The organism is Pseudomonas alkylphenolica (genome assembly GCF_004025535.1).
In the GTDB taxonomy this organism is placed as follows: domain Bacteria; phylum Pseudomonadota; class Gammaproteobacteria; order Pseudomonadales; family Pseudomonadaceae; genus Aquipseudomonas; species Aquipseudomonas alkylphenolica_A.
The window spans coordinates 187,475-205,456 of the sequence record NZ_QJRG01000038.1; the positions used below are offsets into that span (position 1 = coordinate 187,475).

At 63.0% G+C, this 17,982-nt stretch carries 19 protein-coding genes; 4 read left to right on the top strand and 15 right to left on the bottom strand.

Features of this window, described 5'->3' with window-relative positions; all coding sequences use genetic code 11:
* Positions 1-154: 154 nt before the first annotated feature.
* From DM813_RS09320 to DM813_RS09330, 3 genes are read right to left on the bottom strand one after another with little or no spacing between them, the layout of a single operon-like run.
* Complete coding sequence (locus DM813_RS09320; protein WP_206617372.1) at positions 155-1,360, bottom strand: SGNH/GDSL hydrolase family protein; 1,206 nt, start codon at positions 1,358-1,360, stop codon at positions 155-157.
* A complete protein-coding gene (locus DM813_RS09325; RefSeq protein ID WP_128323130.1) occupies positions 1,360-2,463 on the bottom strand; it encodes an SGNH/GDSL hydrolase family protein in 1,104 nt (367 codons plus the stop codon). The genes DM813_RS09320 and DM813_RS09325 overlap by 1 nt, the downstream gene beginning before the upstream one ends.
* Positions 2,450-3,853, bottom strand: a complete 1,404-nt coding sequence (locus DM813_RS09330) for an MBOAT family O-acyltransferase (RefSeq protein ID WP_241653156.1) — start codon at positions 3,851-3,853, stop codon at positions 2,450-2,452. Before DM813_RS09330 ends, DM813_RS09325 begins: the two co-directional genes overlap by 14 nt.
* A 244-nt stretch (positions 3,854-4,097) precedes the next feature.
* Between DM813_RS09330 and DM813_RS09335 the strand changes: the two genes are divergently transcribed.
* The 4 genes from DM813_RS09335 to DM813_RS09350 all read left to right on the top strand — a co-directional run bounded on the left by DM813_RS09335 (position 4,098) and on the right by DM813_RS09350 (position 9,212).
* On the top strand, positions 4,098-4,340 hold the full coding sequence (locus tag DM813_RS09335; RefSeq protein ID WP_128323132.1) for an exodeoxyribonuclease VII small subunit: 243 nt from the start codon (positions 4,098-4,100) through the stop codon (positions 4,338-4,340).
* On the top strand, positions 4,337-5,224 hold the full coding sequence (gene ispA / locus DM813_RS09340; RefSeq protein ID WP_128323133.1) for a (2E,6E)-farnesyl diphosphate synthase: 888 nt from the start codon (positions 4,337-4,339) through the stop codon (positions 5,222-5,224). Before DM813_RS09335 ends, ispA begins: the two co-directional genes overlap by 4 nt.
* A 133-nt stretch (positions 5,225-5,357) precedes the next feature.
* The gene (dxs, locus tag DM813_RS09345) at positions 5,358-7,256 is read left to right on the top strand and encodes a 1-deoxy-D-xylulose-5-phosphate synthase (protein WP_128323134.1); all 1,899 of its coding nucleotides are present in this window, start codon (positions 5,358-5,360) and stop codon (positions 7,254-7,256) included.
* A gap of 75 nt (positions 7,257-7,331) precedes the next feature.
* On the top strand, positions 7,332-9,212 hold the full coding sequence (locus DM813_RS09350) for a TonB-dependent receptor domain-containing protein (protein WP_128323135.1): 1,881 nt from the start codon (positions 7,332-7,334) through the stop codon (positions 9,210-9,212).
* Here the strand turns inward: DM813_RS09350 and DM813_RS09355 are convergent.
* The 12 genes from DM813_RS09355 to nrdR all read right to left on the bottom strand — a co-directional run bounded on the left by DM813_RS09355 (position 9,190) and on the right by nrdR (position 17,878).
* On the bottom strand, positions 9,190-9,999 hold the full coding sequence (locus tag DM813_RS09355; RefSeq protein ID WP_128323136.1) for a cobalamin-binding protein: 810 nt from the start codon (positions 9,997-9,999) through the stop codon (positions 9,190-9,192). The two genes, DM813_RS09350 and DM813_RS09355, sit on opposite strands and share 23 nt — an antisense overlap.
* On the bottom strand, positions 9,999-10,418 hold the full coding sequence (locus tag DM813_RS09360) for an MFS transporter (RefSeq protein ID WP_128323137.1): 420 nt from the start codon (positions 10,416-10,418) through the stop codon (positions 9,999-10,001). The genes DM813_RS09355 and DM813_RS09360 overlap by 1 nt, the downstream gene beginning before the upstream one ends.
* Positions 10,415-11,032 (bottom strand): GTP cyclohydrolase II, encoded by a 618-nt coding sequence (gene ribA / locus DM813_RS09365; protein ID WP_128323138.1) that lies wholly within the window; start codon positions 11,030-11,032, stop codon positions 10,415-10,417. Before ribA ends, DM813_RS09360 begins: the two co-directional genes overlap by 4 nt.
* Positions 11,033-11,145: 113 nt before the next feature.
* Positions 11,146-11,901: a substrate-binding periplasmic protein gene (locus tag DM813_RS09370; RefSeq protein WP_128323139.1), complete on the bottom strand. Its 756-nt coding sequence runs from the start codon at positions 11,899-11,901 to the stop codon at positions 11,146-11,148.
* Between the two features lie 14 nt (positions 11,902-11,915).
* Positions 11,916-12,419 (bottom strand): phosphatidylglycerophosphatase A family protein, encoded by a 504-nt coding sequence (locus DM813_RS09375; RefSeq protein ID WP_128323140.1) that lies wholly within the window; start codon positions 12,417-12,419, stop codon positions 11,916-11,918.
* Positions 12,416-13,381, bottom strand: coding sequence for a thiamine-phosphate kinase (gene thiL, locus DM813_RS09380; RefSeq protein WP_128323141.1), 966 nt, complete (start codon positions 13,379-13,381; stop codon positions 12,416-12,418). Before thiL ends, DM813_RS09375 begins: the two co-directional genes overlap by 4 nt.
* An 18-nt stretch (positions 13,382-13,399) precedes the next feature.
* The gene (nusB, locus tag DM813_RS09385) at positions 13,400-13,900 is read right to left on the bottom strand and encodes a transcription antitermination factor NusB (RefSeq protein WP_128323142.1); all 501 of its coding nucleotides are present in this window, start codon (positions 13,898-13,900) and stop codon (positions 13,400-13,402) included.
* A complete protein-coding gene (gene ribH, locus DM813_RS09390) occupies positions 13,897-14,373 on the bottom strand; it encodes a 6,7-dimethyl-8-ribityllumazine synthase (RefSeq protein ID WP_028944446.1) in 477 nt (158 codons plus the stop codon). The genes nusB and ribH overlap by 4 nt, the downstream gene beginning before the upstream one ends.
* An 89-nt stretch (positions 14,374-14,462) precedes the next feature.
* Positions 14,463-15,554, bottom strand: a complete 1,092-nt coding sequence (gene ribBA, locus DM813_RS09395; protein WP_128323143.1) for a bifunctional 3,4-dihydroxy-2-butanone-4-phosphate synthase/GTP cyclohydrolase II — start codon at positions 15,552-15,554, stop codon at positions 14,463-14,465.
* An 18-nt stretch (positions 15,555-15,572) separates the two neighbouring features.
* A complete protein-coding gene (locus tag DM813_RS09400; RefSeq protein WP_128323144.1) occupies positions 15,573-16,238 on the bottom strand; it encodes a riboflavin synthase in 666 nt (221 codons plus the stop codon).
* 42 nt (positions 16,239-16,280) lie between these two features.
* Positions 16,281-17,411: a bifunctional diaminohydroxyphosphoribosylaminopyrimidine deaminase/5-amino-6-(5-phosphoribosylamino)uracil reductase RibD gene (gene ribD / locus DM813_RS09405; RefSeq protein WP_128323145.1), complete on the bottom strand. Its 1,131-nt coding sequence runs from the start codon at positions 17,409-17,411 to the stop codon at positions 16,281-16,283.
* 2 nt (positions 17,412-17,413) lie between these two features.
* Positions 17,414-17,878: a transcriptional regulator NrdR gene (nrdR, locus tag DM813_RS09410; RefSeq protein ID WP_164897222.1), complete on the bottom strand. Its 465-nt coding sequence runs from the start codon at positions 17,876-17,878 to the stop codon at positions 17,414-17,416.
* Positions 17,879-17,982 lie beyond the last annotated feature (104 nt).

A 17,982-nucleotide genomic window follows, 5' to 3' on the forward strand; every position in this document is an offset into this window, starting at 1 on the left:
GGACCTGATCGCGGCTGACTTACCCCAGCCGACACATGCTGAGCAGGTACCGTCCGGTATCTGGATGGGTCCCTTTTCGAGGGCCGGGGTGACGACTTCATGGGGCGCCGCAAGCCAACCCGGAGTCGTCCCCGCCTCTCCTTTTACCCCCGCCTTACTTCAACCCCAGTTGCGTACGCAGATAACCGTAGAGCCCTGCCGCGCTCTTGCGATAGCCATCGGCTGTCAGGTGCACCAGGTCGCCGCGGGCAAGGCCTTGCGCCTGCCAGGCGGCAATCGAGCAAGGCCCGCCCATGTAGGCCTGCCAGTCCCAGAACAATGCATTGGCCTGTGCGGCTGACTCGCGCTGGATCTGCACGATTGCGGCCAGCTGGCGTGGCTGGCGGGCCGCACAACCCTGGGCCTTGCGCTGCTTGATGGAGTCTGACGGGCCGACCAGCAATATCACCGCACGCGGCAGGTCGCGCCGCAGTTGCTCAAGTCGTTGCATGAGCTGCGCCTGGTACAGACTGAGGTCCAGGGTGTCGTCGAAGGCTTCGTTGGTGCCGTACGCGAGGATTACCAGATCGGGACGCAGTGTTTTTAGGCTGTCCTGCCAACCCGGTTGCCATTTGTTCAACACCTCAAGCCGGGCACCGTTTATGCCCAGGGCGGAGTAGATCACGCCGGCCCGTTTCTGGCTCTGCAGGTACCAGCCGCCCAGCACCGTGCCGGGATGGCTGTCCAGGGTCAGGTCCAGCGGCAAGCCGACATTGTTGACCACCGGCCCGAAGCGCCACTGGCCTGCCGTTGCCACCAGCGTGCGGCGGTTCTGAGCACGGGCGTCCTGCACCAGCAGGTTGCTGGCGGCTTGAGCCTGGTACAGCGCCGAGACGGTATAACGTTGAGCACCGGGTTCGCGCGCTTCGATCCGCACCGCCGGCTGCGCCACCATCGGCACCGACAGGTAACCGCCCAGCGGGAACTGCTCGCTCTGCTGGTTGCGCGCCGAGACCAACGTCCATTGGCGCGCGGCGACCTTGAGAGTGACCTGCTCGTAGCGGGTACCCGGGACCGGTGTGGCGGCAATCAGGCCGATGCCGCCATCGCCATACTGCGCCTGCAACATGCGGCGCATCTCGCCGCTGAACAGGTCGGCGGCTGTATGCGAATCACCAAACTGGACGATGCTGACCGGCGCCCGCCCGGCCGCTTTGAATTTATTCGCCAGCAGCGCCAGGTTGCCGCCGGCCTGGCCTGTGGGCACCCTGCTCTGCGCCGTCAGCGGCTGGGACGTGGCCTTGACCGCCGCCACCGGGCTACAGCCCGGCAACGCGCAGATCAGCAAGGCCAGGCCCAGAATGTTGTGCAGTTGACGCATCAGTGTCCCGGTACAGTGAGGCCGGGAAAGGCGATCAGCGACACGATCTGGTCGGCGATCAACTTCTGCCCGGCAATGGTGAAATGAATGCCGTCATCGACCCGGGTCTTCACCCGTTTGCCCTGACTGTCCTGCAAGGTATAGGAGAAGGTTTCGTCCCTGTAACCCAGCACCGGGTTGGCCGAGAGGTAGTGCTGCCGGTACAGCGTCGTTTGCTCCTGGTACAAGCCACTGAGGTAGGCCATGGCGCTGGACAGTCGTTGTTGGCGCATATTCGGCGGCCCTACCCAGATCACCTGAACCTGGTGCTCGCGGGCCTGCTCAAGGATGGCATCGATGCGCTGACGATAGTCGTGCTCCCAGTCCGGCGACTTGAAACGCAGGAAGGGCTTGCCCTTGCCTTGCGGCATGTCCCAGGGGTCGTTGGGGCCGAGGAACACCACCATCAAGCGAATGTTCGGCGCACTGTCGAGGGTTTTCGCCACCGTTTGCGGCCAGTTGAAAAAGCCCGGATAGGCAAGCCCGGTGCTCTGCCGGCTGAGGTTCACGCTTTTGATCTGGTAGCGCTTGCGCAGGGTATTGGCCAGGTGTGGCGCCACGCCCTGCATCAATGAATCACCGACCAGAAACACCTCATCACCCGCTGCCAGTGTGACGACAGGCGACGGGCTTTTGCTGGCAATCCCGTCGGTGACCGGCACGGCCGAAACAGGCGTCGCCTTGGCAGGAGGCGCATTGTTCGCCACCGCAGCAGGCAACGCCTGCGGTGCATCCACGCGCACCGATACCACCGGCATCGTCTCAGGCAAGACCACGGTTTCGACCTGGGCTACAACGGGTTCGACCCGGCTCTGCTGCAGGCTCTGAACAAAGCCATCGCGGGCCGCACCCACGGCTTGCGTCAGGTCGCCCCCCAGACGCCAGGCGGGGCTTTGCCCCAGCACCGGCAGCTCGCAACGCTGGTGGTATTTCTGTTGGCAGTACAGGCTGATGGAGTCCTGGTTCAACCAGAACAGCAGCACGGTCACCAGCACCAGACCATAAAGCGCCTTGGCGGCATCCAGGTGAGTGCGCATCAACACGCGGGTATCAGAAACTGGCATAAATGAACCCCGGCACACCCGACTGCGAAGCGAAAATTACCAGCGACACAAACACCCCAAGCGGCAGCGGATGGAACTGCCAGGGCAAGCGTGTGGTGGCGGCCAGACACGGGCGCAGCAATGCCAGCATCTGCGGGTACACCGCGACATACAGCACACAGGCCAGCAAGCACAGCCCGGTCGGCGAGAACACCCCGCTCACACTTATGTCTGCGATGCCCGCTACCATGTCCATGGCCTCATCCAGGCTCGCAGTGCGGAAAAATATCCAGGCAAAGGCCACGTAATGGAAAGTCAGCAGCCGCGCCGCCAGCCCGGCGCCGGGCCAGCGCATCGGTTGCGGCAGGAGATAGGTAGAAGCCTTGTACACAGCCAGCCCTAGACCATGCAGCGCCCCCCAGATAACAAAGTTGAGGCTCGCGCCATGCCACAAACCGGAAATCAGCATCGCCAGCAGCATGTTGAGGTTGCCGCGCCACACGCCGTGGCGATTGCCGCCCAACGGGATGTACACATAGTCACGGATGAACAGCGACAGGCTGATGTGCCAGCGTGCCCAGAACTCCTTTAGGTTGTGGGCCGCATAGGGTGCGTTGAAGTTTTCCGGCAGACGAAAACCCAGCAACAAGGCAATGCCGGTCACCAGGTTGGTGTAGCCACTGAAGTTGAAATAGATCAGGAAACTGTAGCCATACACGCTCAGCAGCATCTGCTCAGGCGTGAAGCTACCGGGGGTTTCGAACACCGGGTCGACCCACTGGCTGGCCAGCCAGGCACTGCAGAAAAACAGCTTCACCACTGCCAGGGCGATCAGCCCCATGGCCCGCTGGGGTTCCAGCACTTGACGCAGGGTGTGCGGGCGAATTTGCGCGAGCATCGGTATCGCGCGGTTGACCGGGCCGGCAATCAGGCTGGGAAAGAACGCCAGGTAAAGGGCCAGGTCGAACGGGCTCGCCGAAGGCAGCTCGCGGCGGTTGATCGAGACCAGGTAGCTCACTGAATGAAAGGCATAGAACGAAAGGCCAATCGGCACCAGCACCTGCAGCACCGGCAACGAGAACGCCACGCCTACACTTGCCAGCGCACCCTGCACGCCGCTGGTGACAAACTCCTGGTACTTGAACAGGTAGAAGAACCCCAATACCAGCAGCACTACCAACAGGTAACTGAAGCGTCGCCCCGGGTACCGCGCGCCAACCAGGCCCAGCAGGTACACCAGCTCGGTGTAGCCCAGCAGGATGTACAGGGACTCGAGACTGAAACTGCTAACCAAGGCATAACTGGCCACCAACAGCAGCGCATTCTGCAGGCGCAGGCTCCAGCACAGGCTCCAGTAAACGATGAAAAACAGGATGAAGCAGAGGCCGAACTCAATCGAAAGGAAGCTCACTACGTAGTCCATTACGCGAAGACAGATAAAGGCGGCTTCACTGGCGTGAATCCCGCGAGATAAAGCGGTCGCGATTATGGCAGAGCGCCGCCAGCCCTCACAACGCAAGCCGTACAGGAAAATCAAGCGCCGACCGCCCGTCTTTGTGCAACAGAATGCGACCAAAGATCCGCCCTGCCGATTTGCTCCACCCGCCCCGCTCTGCTAGTGTCGCGCCGTTTATACTGCCACCGAGACAGCCGCCATGGCCCGAAAAAAAGCTTCCATTGATTTCGAGCAATCCCTCGCCGACCTGCAAGCGCTGGTCGAGCGCCTGGAGAACGGTGAGCTGTCGCTGGAAGACTCGCTGACCGCCTTCGAGCAAGGCATCAGCCTGACCCGCGACTGCCAGAGCGCCCTGGCCCAGGCCGAACAGAAGGTTCAGGTGCTTCTGGAGCGTGACGGCGAGCTGGCAGCCGAACCGTTCGACGCGGAACAGGCACAATGATCAGCAACTACCAGGCCAGCTGCCAGGCCCGTGTCGATGCAGCCCTCGAGCAATTGTTCGTACCACCATCGGTGGAACTGACCCGCCTCTACGCCGCCATGCGCTACAGCGTGATGAACGGCGGCAAGCGGGTGCGCCCGCTGCTCGCCTATGCCGCGTGCGAAGCCCTCGGGGCCGCACCTGAGCAAGCCAACGGCGCAGCCTGCGCCGTCGAGCTGATTCATGCCTATTCACTGGTGCATGACGATTTGCCGGCCATGGACGATGACGACCTGCGTCGCGGCCAGCCGACCACGCACAAGGCCTTTGATGAAGCCTGCGCGATTCTTGCCGGCGACGGTTTGCAAAGCCTGGCCTTCAACGCCCTGCTCGATGCACAACTGAGCCCGCAGGCCGACAGCATTCGCCTGGCTATGGTTCAGACCCTGGCCCAGGCTGCCGGCCCGGCAGGCATGGTCGGCGGCCAGGCCATCGACCTCGGTTCGGTTGGCCTCAAGCTTGACCAGCAGGCCCTGGAGTTCATGCACCGCCACAAGACCGGCGCGCTGATCGAAGCCAGCGTGCGCCTCGGCGCCCTGGCCAGTGCCCGTGTCGACCAGGCGCAGCTGGATGCCCTGCAGACCTATGCACAGGCCATTGGCCTGGCCTTCCAGGTGCAAGACGATATTCTCGATGTCGAGAGCGACACCGAAACCCTGGGCAAACGCCAGGGCGCCGATATCGCCCGCGACAAGCCGACCTACCCGGCATTGCTCGGGCTGGAAGCTGCCAAGGGTTACGCCCTGGAACTGCGCGACCAGGCGCTGGACGCCCTGCGGCCGTTTGACGCAGCGGCCGAGCCGTTGCGCGCGCTGGCCCGCTATATTGTCGAGCGACGCAACTAAGTCGCCCGTTCCGGCCCTGTAGCCGGCCATGCCGGCGCCAGGGGCGCACAGTCCCCAGCGTTAGCACTCAATGGGCAGCTATTACCGCAATAAGGTAAACTGCCGCCACTTCATATCTATAACGATTCGCCTGATGCCCACGACGTTTCAAGAGATCCCCCGCGAACGCCCGGTCACGCCGCTGCTAGACCGTGCCGATACGCCTGCCGGTTTGCGCCGGCTGGCTGAAGCCGACCTGGAGAACCTGGCTGACGAACTGCGCCAGGAGTTGCTCTATACCGTTGGTCAGACCGGCGGGCATTTCGGTGCCGGCCTGGGCGTCATCGAGCTGACGATTGCCCTGCACTACGTCTTCGACACCCCGGACGACCGCTTGGTGTGGGACGTAGGCCACCAGGCCTATCCGCACAAGATCCTTACCGGTCGCCGCCAGCGCATGCACACCCTGCGTCAGAAGGACGGCCTGGCTGCCTTCCCGCGCCGCGCCGAGAGCGAATACGACACCTTTGGCGTCGGTCACTCCAGCACCTCGATCAGCGCAGCGCTGGGCATGGCCATTGCCGCCCGCCTGCAGAATGATCCGCGCAAATCCATCGCCGTCATCGGCGACGGTGCACTGACGGCCGGCATGGCCTTTGAAGCGTTGAACCATGCCCAGGAAGTCGATGCCGACATGCTGGTGATCCTCAACGACAACGACATGTCGATCTCGCGCAATGTCGGTGGCCTGTCCAACTACCTGGCCAAGATTCTCTCCAGCCGCACCTACTCGAGCATGCGCGAAGGCAGCAAGAAGGTCCTCTCGCGCCTGCCCGGCGCCTGGGAAATTGCCCGCCGCACCGAAGAGTACGCCAAGGGCATGCTGGTACCCGGCACCCTGTTCGAAGAGCTGGGCTGGAACTACATCGGCCCGATCGATGGCCACGACCTGCCGACCCTGATCACCACCCTGCGCAACATGCGTGACCTGAAGGGCCCGCAGTTCCTTCATGTGGTGACCAAGAAAGGCAAAGGCTTCGCCCCGGCTGAAGTCGACCCGATCGGCTATCACGCGATCACCAAGCTTGAGCCAGTCGACGCGCCGGCAGCCGCCCCGAAAAAGGCAGGCGGTCCGAAGTATTCGGCGGTCTTCGGCCAGTGGCTCTGCGACATGGCTGCGGCTGACGAGCGCCTGGTCGGCATCACCCCGGCGATGAAGGAAGGCTCTGACCTGGTGGCGTTCAGTGAACGCTACCCCGCGCGCTACTTCGACGTGGCGATTGCCGAGCAGCACGCGGTCACCGTGGCAGCCGGCATGGCCTGCGAAGGTGCCAAACCGGTGGTAGCGATCTACTCGACGTTCCTGCAGCGCGCCTATGACCAGCTGATCCATGACGTTGCCGTGCAGAACCTCGATGTTCTGTTCGCCATCGACCGTGCCGGTCTGGTCGGCGAAGACGGCCCGACGCACGCCGGCAGCTTCGACCTGTCGTTCTTGCGCTGCATCCCCGGCATGCTGGTGATGACCCCGAGCGACGAGAACGAGCTGCGCAAGATGCTCAGCACCGGTCACCTGTACAACGGCCCGGCGGCCGTGCGCTACCCGCGTGGCAGCGGCCCGAATGCGACCATCGAGAACAACCTCGAGCCACTGGAAATCGGCAAGGGCGTAATTCGTCGCCAGGGCAGCAATGTGGCCCTGCTGGTGTTCGGCGTGCAGTTGGCCGAGGCGCTGAAAGTGGCCGAGACGCTCGATGCCACTGTCGTCGACATGCGCTTCGTCAAACCGCTGGATGAGGCACTGGTACGCGAAATGGCTGCAAGCCACGCGCTGCTGGTGACCATCGAAGAGAACGCCATCATGGGTGGCGCGGGTGCTGCGGTCAGCGAATTCCTGGCGCGCGAAGCACTGCTCAAGCCGGTACTGCACCTGGGCCTGCCGGACATCTATGTCGAACACGCCAAGCCGGCACAGATGCTCGCCGAGTGCGGGCTGGATGCCGCTGGCATCGAAGCTTCGGTGCGTCAGCGCCTGCAACTGCTCGGCCTTTAAGGCCTCATCGCGGGCAAGCCCGCTCCCACAGGATTTTCTGGGAGCGGGCTTGCCCGCGATAGCACTGGAATTGCCATGAAGCGCTATTGTCTTACCCCGCTCCTGCTCTGCCTGCCCACCACGTTGCTGGCCGAGCCCATCGACCGCGACAGCGCACTGAAGTTGCCTGACACCCTGATCAGCGCCAACCGCCAGGTTGAAGACCGCACGCAGACCAGCGCCGCCAACACCGTGTTTACCCGCGACGATATCGACCGTCTGCAGCCGTCCAGCGTTACCGACCTGCTGACCCGTGTTCCCGGTGTTCAGGTCGCTCCCACCGGCGGGCGCGGCAGCGTGCCGGGCATCTACATCCGTGGCAGCAAGACCGCGCAAAGCCTGGTGCTGGTGGATGGCGTGCGCATCGCCAATGCCACCTCCGGCGACAGCGGCCTTCAGTTTCTCAACGTCGATCAGATTGAGCGGGTCGAAGTCCTGCGCGGCTCACGCTCAGCGGTCTACGGCAGCGATGCGATTGGCGGGGTGATCCAGATCTTTACCCGCCGCAGCGCCCAACAGGGCCTGCAACCGCGCCTGCGCCTGGCAGCCGGGAGCAATCAGACCTGGCAGCGCAGCCTCGGCCTGTCGGGCGGCGACCAGAATACCCGCTTCAACCTCGGCGCCAGCCTCGATGAAAGCCAGGGCATCGACTGGAGCCACACGTCGTACCCCAGCGACGGCGACCATGATGCCTACCGCAACAAGTCGGTCAACCTGAGCCTGAGCCACAGCTTCACTGACAACGTCGAAGCCGGCATCAATCTGCTAGACAGCCGCGGACGCAGCGAATACGACAATCCGTACGGACGCTTCGACCTGGACACGTTCCAGAGCTTTGCCCAGGCGCCTTACACCGACTACACCGTCAGCAGCCTGGGCACCTACGTCGGCGTCCAGTTCAGCGAGCAGTGGTACTCGCGCCTGGAACTGGGCCACAGCGAAAACCGCGATAAAAAGCGTGACAAGCTCAGTGACGACGCCAGCGAGTTCAATACCTATCGCGACTCTGTCAGTTGGCAGAACGACCTGACATTCGACGAGCAGAACAGCCTGATGGTCGGCGCCGACTGGTACCAGGACCGTGTCCATGGCAGCACCGATTTTGACGAGGACAGCCGCTGGAACCGCGCCGCCTTTATCCAGCACCGTTTCAAGGGCGAAGGCTTCTCCACCGAACTGGGCCTGCGTCGCGACCAGAACCAGCAGTTCGGCGGGCAGAACAGCTGGAGTGGTAGTCTCACCCTGCCGGTCAACCCGAACAACGACCTGCTGCTCTCCTACACCGAAGGCTTTCGTGCCCCGACGTTCAACGACCTGTATTACCCGCAATACAGCAACCCGAACCTCAAGCCCGAGCGCTCGAAAAGCTACGAGCTGCAGTGGCGCAGCCAGTTGAGCGAAACCAGCCGCCTGGAAACCTCGCTTTATCGCACCGACCTGCGCGATGCCATCATCTTTGGCGCCGACTCGATTCCAGCCAACGTTGCCTCCGCACGCATCAATGGCTTCGAAGCCGCCCTGCACCAGCAATGGTTCGGCTGGCAAAGCAACCTGGGCGTGGCCATGATCGACCCGCGCGACCGCGACAGCGGTCATACCCTGGCCCGTCGCGCCCGCCGTACCTTGAGCCTGGACCTGGATCGGCAGTTCGATCAACTGGGCCTGGGTGCCAGCTGGCAGGCCGTGAGCAGCAGCTACGATGACGAGACCAATCGCAACAAACTAGGCGGTTATGGCCTGCTGGGCCTGCGCGGCAGCTGGACGCTGAACCCGGAAATCAAGCTCGACCTCAAGCTCGACAACCTGTTCGACAAGGACTATTCACGGGCTTTGTACAGCTATGAAGGCGCCAGCTACGGTTATCGCGAAGAAGGCCGCGCCTGGTTGCTCGGCATCACCTGGACACCGGCGCTTTAGCCTCAATTACCTGGCACAACCGCGCCGTCGCCTCGATCATCTGCCCGCTGGGCCGCTCCAGGCCCTTGTCCGGAACCAGCAGCAAGCGCCCATGGCGAACGGCATCGACCTGCGGCCAGGCGTTCCAGGCATCGAGTTGAGCCTGGTCGCCGGCCAGAATCACCTGGGGATCGCGCAACAACACTGTTTCCAGGTTCACCTGCGGTGCTGGCACCTTGAGCTCGGCGAACACATTGCGGGCGCCGCAAACAGCCAGGGCATCGCTGACAATCTGGCCGCCACCCACGGTGTACAAGGGTTTGTCCCAGACCTGATAAAACACCCGGATCGGCTGATCCCGATGGTACTGCGCACGCAACGCCTGCACCCGCTCACGCAGTTGCTGCGCCCGCGCCCGCCCTTGCTGCGCGTGCCCGATTTGCGCACCAATCGCTTCAATCTGGTCGATCAGTTCATCGATGCCATGCGGTTCGGCGCTGTAAGTAGGAATGCCCAGGCGCTTGAGCTGGTCACGCTGGGCCGGCGGCACGCTGCCCGGCCAAAGCAGCAACAGATCCGGTTTGAGGCTGAGCAGGCGCTCCATATCGATCTGGCCGTAGCGCCCGATCGAAGGCACATCAGCCAATGCTGCCGGGCGTTCACCGCCGTCGAGCATACCCACCAGAACATCAGCAGCCTGCAACTCGACAACGATTTCGGACAGTGAAGGCGCCAGGCTGACCACTCGCGTGGCGGCCGCAAGCGGTGCCGCCACGGCCAGCAGGACCAGCAGCGCAATGCCGCGCATCAGCCCAGCTGACGCGGGATACGGTAGAGGTACATCAATACCAGCGTGGAAATGGCCAGCAGGATCTGCGGCACCGCTTCCAGGCCTACAAACACCGACAGCGCAGACACCCATGCCGGCAGACAGGCAAACAGCATGCCCACACGACGAACCCGCGCCAGCTCAATCCAGGCTACCGGCTCGGCGTCAGTGTTCAGGGCTTGCTGGGTGGCGATCAGTGCATGCTTGTAGGCACCGAAGCGTGGCAGGCTGAGAAACATCGAGGCCACGCCGGCGATAAACACCGGCATGGCCAGTATCGGGATCAGCGACTGCACATCACCAAATGCCCAGGCAAACACCAGCAACGGCGCCAACGCCACCGCCAGGTACTGCCACCAGGCCAGCTCCAGACGCCGACGCACCTCGGCGCGGGTCACGCCCGACCGGCCTCGCTCTGGTGCTCGTTGCCCATCATGTGGCCGAGCTTGCCGGCTTTGGTCGCCAGGTAGTGTTTGTTGTGCGGGTTGTGGCCGGTGTGCAGCGGCACACGCTCGGCAACCGGGATACCCATGCCGGTCAAGGCTTTGACCTTGCGCGGGTTGTTGGTCATCAGCCGCAGCGACTTGACCCCCAGGTGCTCAAGCATCGGCTGGCACATGCCGTAATCACGCTGGTCGGCGGCAAAGCCCAGGCGCTCATTGGCCTCGACGGTATCGGCGCCACCATCTTGCAGCTCGTAAGCGCGAATCTTGTTCAGCAGGCCGATACCACGGCCTTCCTGACGCAGGTACAGCAGCACGCCACGGCCTTCGCGGGCGATGGCCTGCAACGCTGCCTCAAGTTGCGAGCCGCAGTCGCAACGCTGGCTGAACAAGGCATCGCCGGTCAGGCACTCGGAATGCAGGCGCCCCAACACCGGTTGCCCATCGGCTACATTACCCAGGCTGAGCACAACGTGCTCGCGGCCTGTGGCTTCGTCGAGAAAACCATGCATGGTGAACGTTGCAAACGGGGTAGGCAGCTTGGAAGCGGCAACAAAGACGACGGGCACTTTGTGCTCCTGATCTGAAAGCTTGAAGAATAAAGTGCACCGATTGTATCAGTATGTGGACGCGCTGCTTAGGCCGAATGTTTGTTCAAACCCATCGTACAATACGATTGGTCCTACTCCAGGTGCTTGACCTTATCGAACGGGTAAGGTTGCGACCAGTGCTTGAAGATCTCGCGCAACTCGCCACTGGCGACCAGTTTGTCCATGCGCTGATCGAACAATGCCTGCAGCGCCCGACCTCTTTCGGTCTTGCCAAACGCCAGGTACATGGGCAACTCGGCGATGTGCGTGCTGCGAAACTTGCTGCGCTCGCTTTCCGGTGCCTGGCCCATTACGTAATCGACTTCGGTTTGCGCGTCGATGTAGTAGTCCACACGGCCGCGCTCGAGCATGGGCAAAATCCCTTCGCGGCGCTGCACTTCACGGTATTCGCCAACATGCGGCAGGTAGCGCTGATAGTCGTAGCCCCGCACCCAGGACAGCTTGTACTGCCCCAGGGTTTGCGGAGTAGGCACAGGTTTGCTGGCCAGGCTCAGGGCATAGATGTGGTCGGTGTCGAAGTTCCAGCGCGGGTAAAGGTTGTCGGCACTTTCCTCATGGTAGGAACCCACCCAGGCATCGGCTTCATTGCGCTTGACCAGGCCGATGGCGCGGCTGTACGGCACGCTGAGCACCACCACCTTGACCCCGGCAGGCTCGAATACCTTGCGCAGCAGGTCCCAGGCGATGCCGGTGCCGTCGGCGTTGGTGTAATCCTCCCAACGCTCGCTGGCCAGTCGTACCTGCGTGGGCACTTCAATCGTCTCGCTGGCGTGAACGCCGCCGACAACCATCGCCAACATCAACAGGACCACTCGCCATCCACGCATCGTACGACTCCCTTTTAAGTGAAGCTCCATACCAGAACTTGCATACCCAACCAAGCGAAGACGCCCGCCAGCACATCGTCAAGCATGATGCCTACACCGCCATGCACATGGCGGTCGACCCAGCGGATCGGCCAGGGCTTGAGGATGTCAAAAAACCGGAACATCAAAAAGCCCGCCAACAACCATTGCCAGCCCTCCGGGACCAACCACAGGGTGATCCACATGCCGACCATTTCATCCCAGACAATGCCTTCATGGTCGTGAACGCGCAAGTCATCGGCCACTTTTCCGCATAGCCAGAAGCCGAACAGCATGGTCACGCCGAGCATCAGCCAGTACCCCCAGTCGGGCAGCATCTGCCACAACGGGATGAACGGCAATGCTACCAGCGAGCCCCAGGTCCCCGGGGCCTTGGGCAAAGTCCCGGAGCCGAAGCCAAAGGCGAGGAAATGCCACGGATTGCGCCAGACCGACGGCGGAACGTTTTCCGCAGGCACCTGATTGGGGTGATCGGTCACGGTTGCTCCCTAAAATGTTGATAGCCCCGGGTTGCCGGGGTGATGTCTTGGCCCTGGCCATCGACCAGGCTGACACCGGCTCCAGTGGTTACACGCCCCACGACACGGATAGGCCAGCCGGCCGCCAGCAGCGGAGCAAGTTCGGTTTCAGGCAAGGTGAACGCCAGCACATAGTCATCCCCGCCGGTCAGCGCCGCGTGTTGCGCGCCTTCACGGCCGAACAGTGCTTGCAGGGCAGCAGACAGCGGCAAGCGCTCAAGCTCCACCTGCAAGGCCACGCCGGAGGCCTTGGCAATGTGGCCACAATCGGCCAGCAGGCCATCGGAGATGTCCAGCGCCGATGTTGCCTTGCCACGCAGGGCCTGGCCCAGCGCCAACTGCGGTTGCGGCGACCAGTAATGGGCAAGCAACGGCTCGGCCACCAGGGCCTCTGCCTGGCGCTCGGCCAGTACCAGCGGCAATGCCCCGGCAGCGTTGCCCAGATCGCCGCCGACACACAGCAGGTCGCCAGGCTGGGCACCACTGCGGGTCAGCGCCTGGCCGCCCGGCACACGGCCGAACACGGTCATGGTCAAGCTCAGTGGACCGCGGGTAGTATCGCCGCCGATCAGGCTCAGCCCGCAGGCCTGGGCCATCTGGTTGAGACCACCGGCATAGGCCTGCAGCCAGTCGGCACGTACTTCAGGCAAGGTCAGGGCAAGGGTAAAGCCGATGGGCGTGGCGCCCATGGCAGCCAGGTCACTGGCGGCAACGGCCAGCGAACGCTGACCGAGCAGAAAAGGGTCGCAGACAGCCGGGAAATGCACCCCGGCCACCAGCGTGTCGGTGGAGATCGCCAACTGTTCACCTAGCGGCAGGCTGAGCAAGGCGCAATCGTCACCAATGCCCAACGCAACCGCTTCGCCGCCTTGCGCACAGGGCGCGGCGGCAAAGTAGTGGCGAATCAGCTCGAACTCACCCATTGGCAATCAGCGCCGCACTCAGCGCTTGAACGCCTTTACTTCGGCTTCACGTAGCCGTGGAGCCAGCTTGTCGAGCACGCCGTTGACGAACTTGTGGCCGTCGGTGGCACCGAAGACCTTGGCCAGCTCGACGCCTTCGTTGATCACGACGCGGTACGGTACGTCCGCACGCATCATGAACTCCCAGGTGGACAGGCGCAAAACCGCCAGTTCAACCGGGTCGAGTTCTTCAAGGGCCAGGTCCAGGCACGGCTTCAGTGCTTCGTCGATTTCGACTTTCTTCGTTGGAACCCCATGAAGGATTTCGCGGAAGTAGGCACCGTCGACATCGGTGAAATCGTTATCGACCCGGAACTGCGCTTCGATCTCGTTCAGCGACTGCCGAGCCATGTGCCATTGATACAGGGCCTGGGTCGCGAGCTGACGGGCTTCGCGACGCTTGGCGCTTTTCGATGGTTTGCCAGCATCCGCAGGTTTTGGATCGCGCGGGTTGAAACGATCGTGCTCGTCGCTAATCACTTGGCCTCCAACTGCGCCAGCAGGCTGACCATTTCCAGGGCGGACAGTGCAGCTTCAGCGCCCTTGTTGCCGGCCTTGGTGCCGGAACGTTCAATGGCCTGCTCGATCGAATCGACAGTCAGGACACCGAAGGCAACCGGTACGCCGAACTCCATGGACACCTGGGCCAGGCCCTTGGTGCACTCGCCCGCTACGTATTCAAAGTGCGGGGTACCGCCACGGATCACGGCGCCCAGGGCGATGATCGCGGCGTATTCGCTTTGCTGGGCGACTTTCTGTGCCACCAGCGGGATTTCGAAGGCACCCGGGGCACGGATGATGGTGATGTCGCTTTCGCTCACACCGTGGCGTACCAGGGCGTCAACGGCACCGCTCACCAGGCTTTCGACGACGAAGCTGTTGAAGCGGCCAACCACCAAAGCATAGCGACCTTTGGGGGCGATGAAGGTACCTTCGATGGTCTTCAGGGTCATTCCGGAGTTCTCATTCTAAAGAGCCAGGCCGCAAATCAGCGGCCTGTGGAGGGTTTGGACACGAATGGCAGCGCGACGAAGCGCCTGCTTTATTCGGAGGGCACGTATTCTACAACTTCCAGATCGAATCCGGATATCGCATTGAACTTCATTGGCGAACTCATCAGGCGCATTTTACGTACGCCCAGGTCGCGCAAAATCTGCGAACCGGCACCGACGGTGCTGTAGGTGGTCGGGGTTTTCGCTGGCGCGGCATCGGCACTTTCGCGAATGTGCGCGAGCAGCACGTCGCCTTCCAGCGGATGGCCGAGCAGCAACACCACACCGCTACCCGCCTCGGCAACCGCAGTCATGGCGGCGCGCAGGCTCCAGCGGCCTGGTTGCTTGACCATCAGCAGGTCACGCAACGGGTCCATGTTGTGCACCCGCACCAGGGTCGGTTCTTCGGCGCAGATGTGACCCAGGGTCAGTGCCATGTGCACGTCGCCTTCAACCGAATCACGGTAGGTCACCAGGTTGAAACTGCCCAGTTCGCTGTCCAGCGGCTGCTCGGAAATCCGCTGAATGGTACGTTCGTGGATCATCCGGTAGTGGATCAGGTCGGCAATGGTGCCGATCTTGATGTTGTGCTCGGCAGCAAAGGCTTCGAGTTCCGGACGACGCGACATGGTGCCGTCGTCGTTCATGACTTCGCAGATCACGCCGCTGGGCTCGAACCCGGCCATGCGCGCCAGGTCACAGGCCGCCTCGGTGTGGCCGGCACGCGCCAGGGTACCGCCAGGCTGCGCCATCAACGGGAAGATGTGCCCGGGGCTGACGATATCGTCGGCCTTGGCATCTTTGGCCGCGGCCGCCTGCACGGTACGCGCACGGTCAGCGGCAGAGATGCCGGTGGTCACGCCTTCGGCGGCTTCGATCGACACCGTGAACTTGGTGCCGAAACCCGAGCCGTTGCGCGGTGCCATCAACGGCAGCTTGAGCGTTTCGCAGCGCTCGCGCGACATCGGCATGCAGATCAGGCCACGGGCGTGCTTGGCCATGAAGTTGATGTGTTCGGCCTTGCAGCACTCGGCGGCCATGATCAGGTCGCCTTCGTTCTCGCGGTCTTCGTCATCCATGAGGATGACCATTTTGCCCTGGCGGATGTCTTCAACCAGTTCTTCGATGCTGTTGAGCGCCACGCGGCACCCCCTTTCAAATCAGGATTTCAGGTAGCCGTTGGCGGCCAGGAAACTTTCGGTAATGCCGCTGCCGTTGCTTGGCTCGGCGGCTTTGTCACCCAGCAGCAGGCGCTCCAGGTAACGGGCCAGCAGGTCGACCTCAAGGTTGACCCGACGACCAGGACGGTAGTCGGCCATGATGGTTTCGGCCAGGGTATGCGGAACGATGGTCAGCTCGAATTCGGCGCCATCGACAACGTTGACGGTCAGACTGGTGCCGTCGACGGTGATCGAGCCCTTGTGGGCAATGTACTTGGCCAGCTCCTTGGGTGCACGGATGCGGAACTGGATGGCGCGGGCATTATCGCTGCGCGACACCACTTCGCCGACACCGTCGACGTGACCACTGACCAGGTGACCGCCCAGGCGGGTGGTCGGCGTCAGGGCCTTTTCCAGGTTCACCCGGCTGCCACTCTTGAGGTCGTTGAACGCCGTGCAGTCCAGGGTTTCGCGGCTGACGTCGGCCCAGAAGCCATCGCCAGGCAGCTCGACCGCGGTCAGGCAGACACCGTTGACGGCGATGCTGTCGCCCAGTTTGACGTCGGCCAGGTCGAGCTTGCCGGTTTCGACATACACCCGCACGTCGCCGCCTTTGGGGGTCAGGGAGCGGATGCTGCCTATGGATTCGATAATGCCGGTGAACATGAGTCCTCCTCGAGAACAGGGCTGCGCGTGGCTAGCCTGGAATTATACGCCGGGCGCCGGCACAGGAACCGCAGTGACTCGCCAGTCATCGCCTACTGCGCGCATTTCAGTGATTTTCAGGGGCACCGCTTCACTCATGTGGTTCAACGGCCAGTCCAGTAAAGGACGGGCGCTGGACCCCAGGAACTTGCCGGCGACAAAGATCTGGTATTCATCGATCAGGCCAAGCTGGGCAAACGCGCCGACCAGGCGTGCACCGGCTTCCAGCAGTACCTCGCTGGTACCACGGGCGGCCAGCTCGCGCATCAGGGCGGGCAAGTCGACCTGCCCGCCTTCGCCCGGCAGACTCAGCAGCTCATGGCCGGCGTCGGCGTAACGAGGGTCAACGTTGGCGGCAGTGACCACCAGCGCTGGGCCGGCCTTGAAGAACGGCGCGTCCAGCGGCAGGCGCAGACGACCGTCGATCAGCACGCGCAGGGGCGGTCGTGCCAGCACCAGGGCCGTGGTTTGCGGGTCGAGGCCGAGCTCTTCGCCGCGCACGGTCATCCGCGCGTTGTCGGCCAGCACGCTTTCGGCACTGCTCAGCACCACGCTGGAACGGGCGCGCAAGCGTTGCACGGCAGCGCGCGCGGCCGGCCCGGTAATCCACTGGCTTTCACCATTGGCCATGGCCGTGCGGCCGTCCAGGCTCATCGCCAGTTTGGCCCGAACGAACGGCAGCCCGCACTCCATGCGCTTGAGAAAGCCCGGGTTAAGCGCTCGTGCTTCGGCCTCCAGCACGCCGCTGCTGACCTCGATACCGACGTCGGCCAGGCGCTTGAGACCTTGGCCCGCGACTTGCGGGTTGGGGTCCTGCATGGCGGCGACGACGCGTGCCACGCCCGCCTTGACCAGCGCCTCGGCACAAGGCGGCGTACGCCCGTGGTGGCTGCATGGCTCAAGGGTTACGTAGGCGCAGGCGCCACGGGCCAGCTCACCGGCCTGGCGCAACGCATGCACTTCGGCATGCGGCTCACCCGCACGCACATGCCAGCCTTCGCCGACGATCTGGCCGTCGCGGACGATCACGCAGCCAACCCGTGGATTAGGGTGCGTCGAATACAGGCCCTTGCGGGCCAGTTCCAGGGCCCGGGCCATGTAGTGGGCATCGAGTACCGCGCGTTCGCTGGACATACTTACTCTTTAGCCGGCTCGCGAGCCAGGCGGTCGATTTCTTCGCGGAACTCATCCAGGTCCTGGAAGCGCCGGTACACCGAGGCGAAGCGGATATACGCCACTTCATCGAGCTTCTGCAGCTCGGCCATGACCAGCTCACCGACAACCAGCGACTTGACCTCGCGCTCGCCGGTGGCCCGCAGCTTGTGCTTGATATGCGCCAGCGCCGCTTCCAGGCGCTCGACACTGACCGGGCGTTTTTCCAGGGCGCGCTGCATACCGGCACGCAGTTTTTCTTCGTCGAACGGTTGGCGGCTGCCGTCCTGCTTGATCAGGCGCGGCAATACCAGCTCGGCCGTTTCGAACGTAGTGAAGCGCTCACCGCAGGCGACGCATTCGCGCCGACGGCGCACTTGCTCGCCCTCGGCAACCAGTCGCGAGTCGATGACCTTGGTGTCGTTGGCACCGCAGAAGGGACAGTGCATGGTGGCAGGCAACAAAAAAAGGGAGGGCCATGGTAGCGCATCCCACTGGCAAGACAAGCCAAAGGGGTTACCATCCACTGAGGAAAAATGCCGCGAAGGAATTC

Bases quoted from the DNA above. Each gene is read 5' to 3' on its own strand.
- DM813_RS09320 (WP_206617372.1), bottom strand. From the start codon at position 1,360: ATGCGTCAACTGCACAACATTCTGGGCCTGGCCTTGCTGATCTGCGCG.
- DM813_RS09325 (WP_128323130.1), bottom strand. From the start codon at position 2,463: ATGCCAGTTTCTGATACCCGCGTGTTGATGCGCACTCACCTGGATGCC.
- DM813_RS09335 (WP_128323132.1), top strand. From the start codon at position 4,098: ATGGCCCGAAAAAAAGCTTCCATTGATTTCGAGCAATCCCTCGCCGAC.
- ispA (WP_128323133.1), top strand. From the start codon at position 4,337: ATGATCAGCAACTACCAGGCCAGCTGCCAGGCCCGTGTCGATGCAGCC.
- dxs (WP_128323134.1), top strand. From the start codon at position 5,358: ATGCCCACGACGTTTCAAGAGATCCCCCGCGAACGCCCGGTCACGCCG.
- DM813_RS09350 (WP_128323135.1), top strand. From the start codon at position 7,332: ATGAAGCGCTATTGTCTTACCCCGCTCCTGCTCTGCCTGCCCACCACG.
- DM813_RS09355 (WP_128323136.1), bottom strand. From the start codon at position 9,999: ATGCGCGGCATTGCGCTGCTGGTCCTGCTGGCCGTGGCGGCACCGCTT.
- DM813_RS09370 (WP_128323139.1), bottom strand. From the start codon at position 11,901: ATGCGTGGATGGCGAGTGGTCCTGTTGATGTTGGCGATGGTTGTCGGC.
- thiL (WP_128323141.1), bottom strand. From the start codon at position 13,381: ATGGGTGAGTTCGAGCTGATTCGCCACTACTTTGCCGCCGCGCCCTGT.
- ribH (WP_028944446.1), bottom strand. From the start codon at position 14,373: ATGACCCTGAAGACCATCGAAGGTACCTTCATCGCCCCCAAAGGTCGC.
- DM813_RS09400 (WP_128323144.1), bottom strand. From the start codon at position 16,238: ATGTTCACCGGCATTATCGAATCCATAGGCAGCATCCGCTCCCTGACC.
- ribD (WP_128323145.1), bottom strand. From the start codon at position 17,411: ATGTCCAGCGAACGCGCGGTACTCGATGCCCACTACATGGCCCGGGCC.
- nrdR (WP_164897222.1), bottom strand. From the start codon at position 17,878: ATGCACTGTCCCTTCTGCGGTGCCAACGACACCAAGGTCATCGACTCG.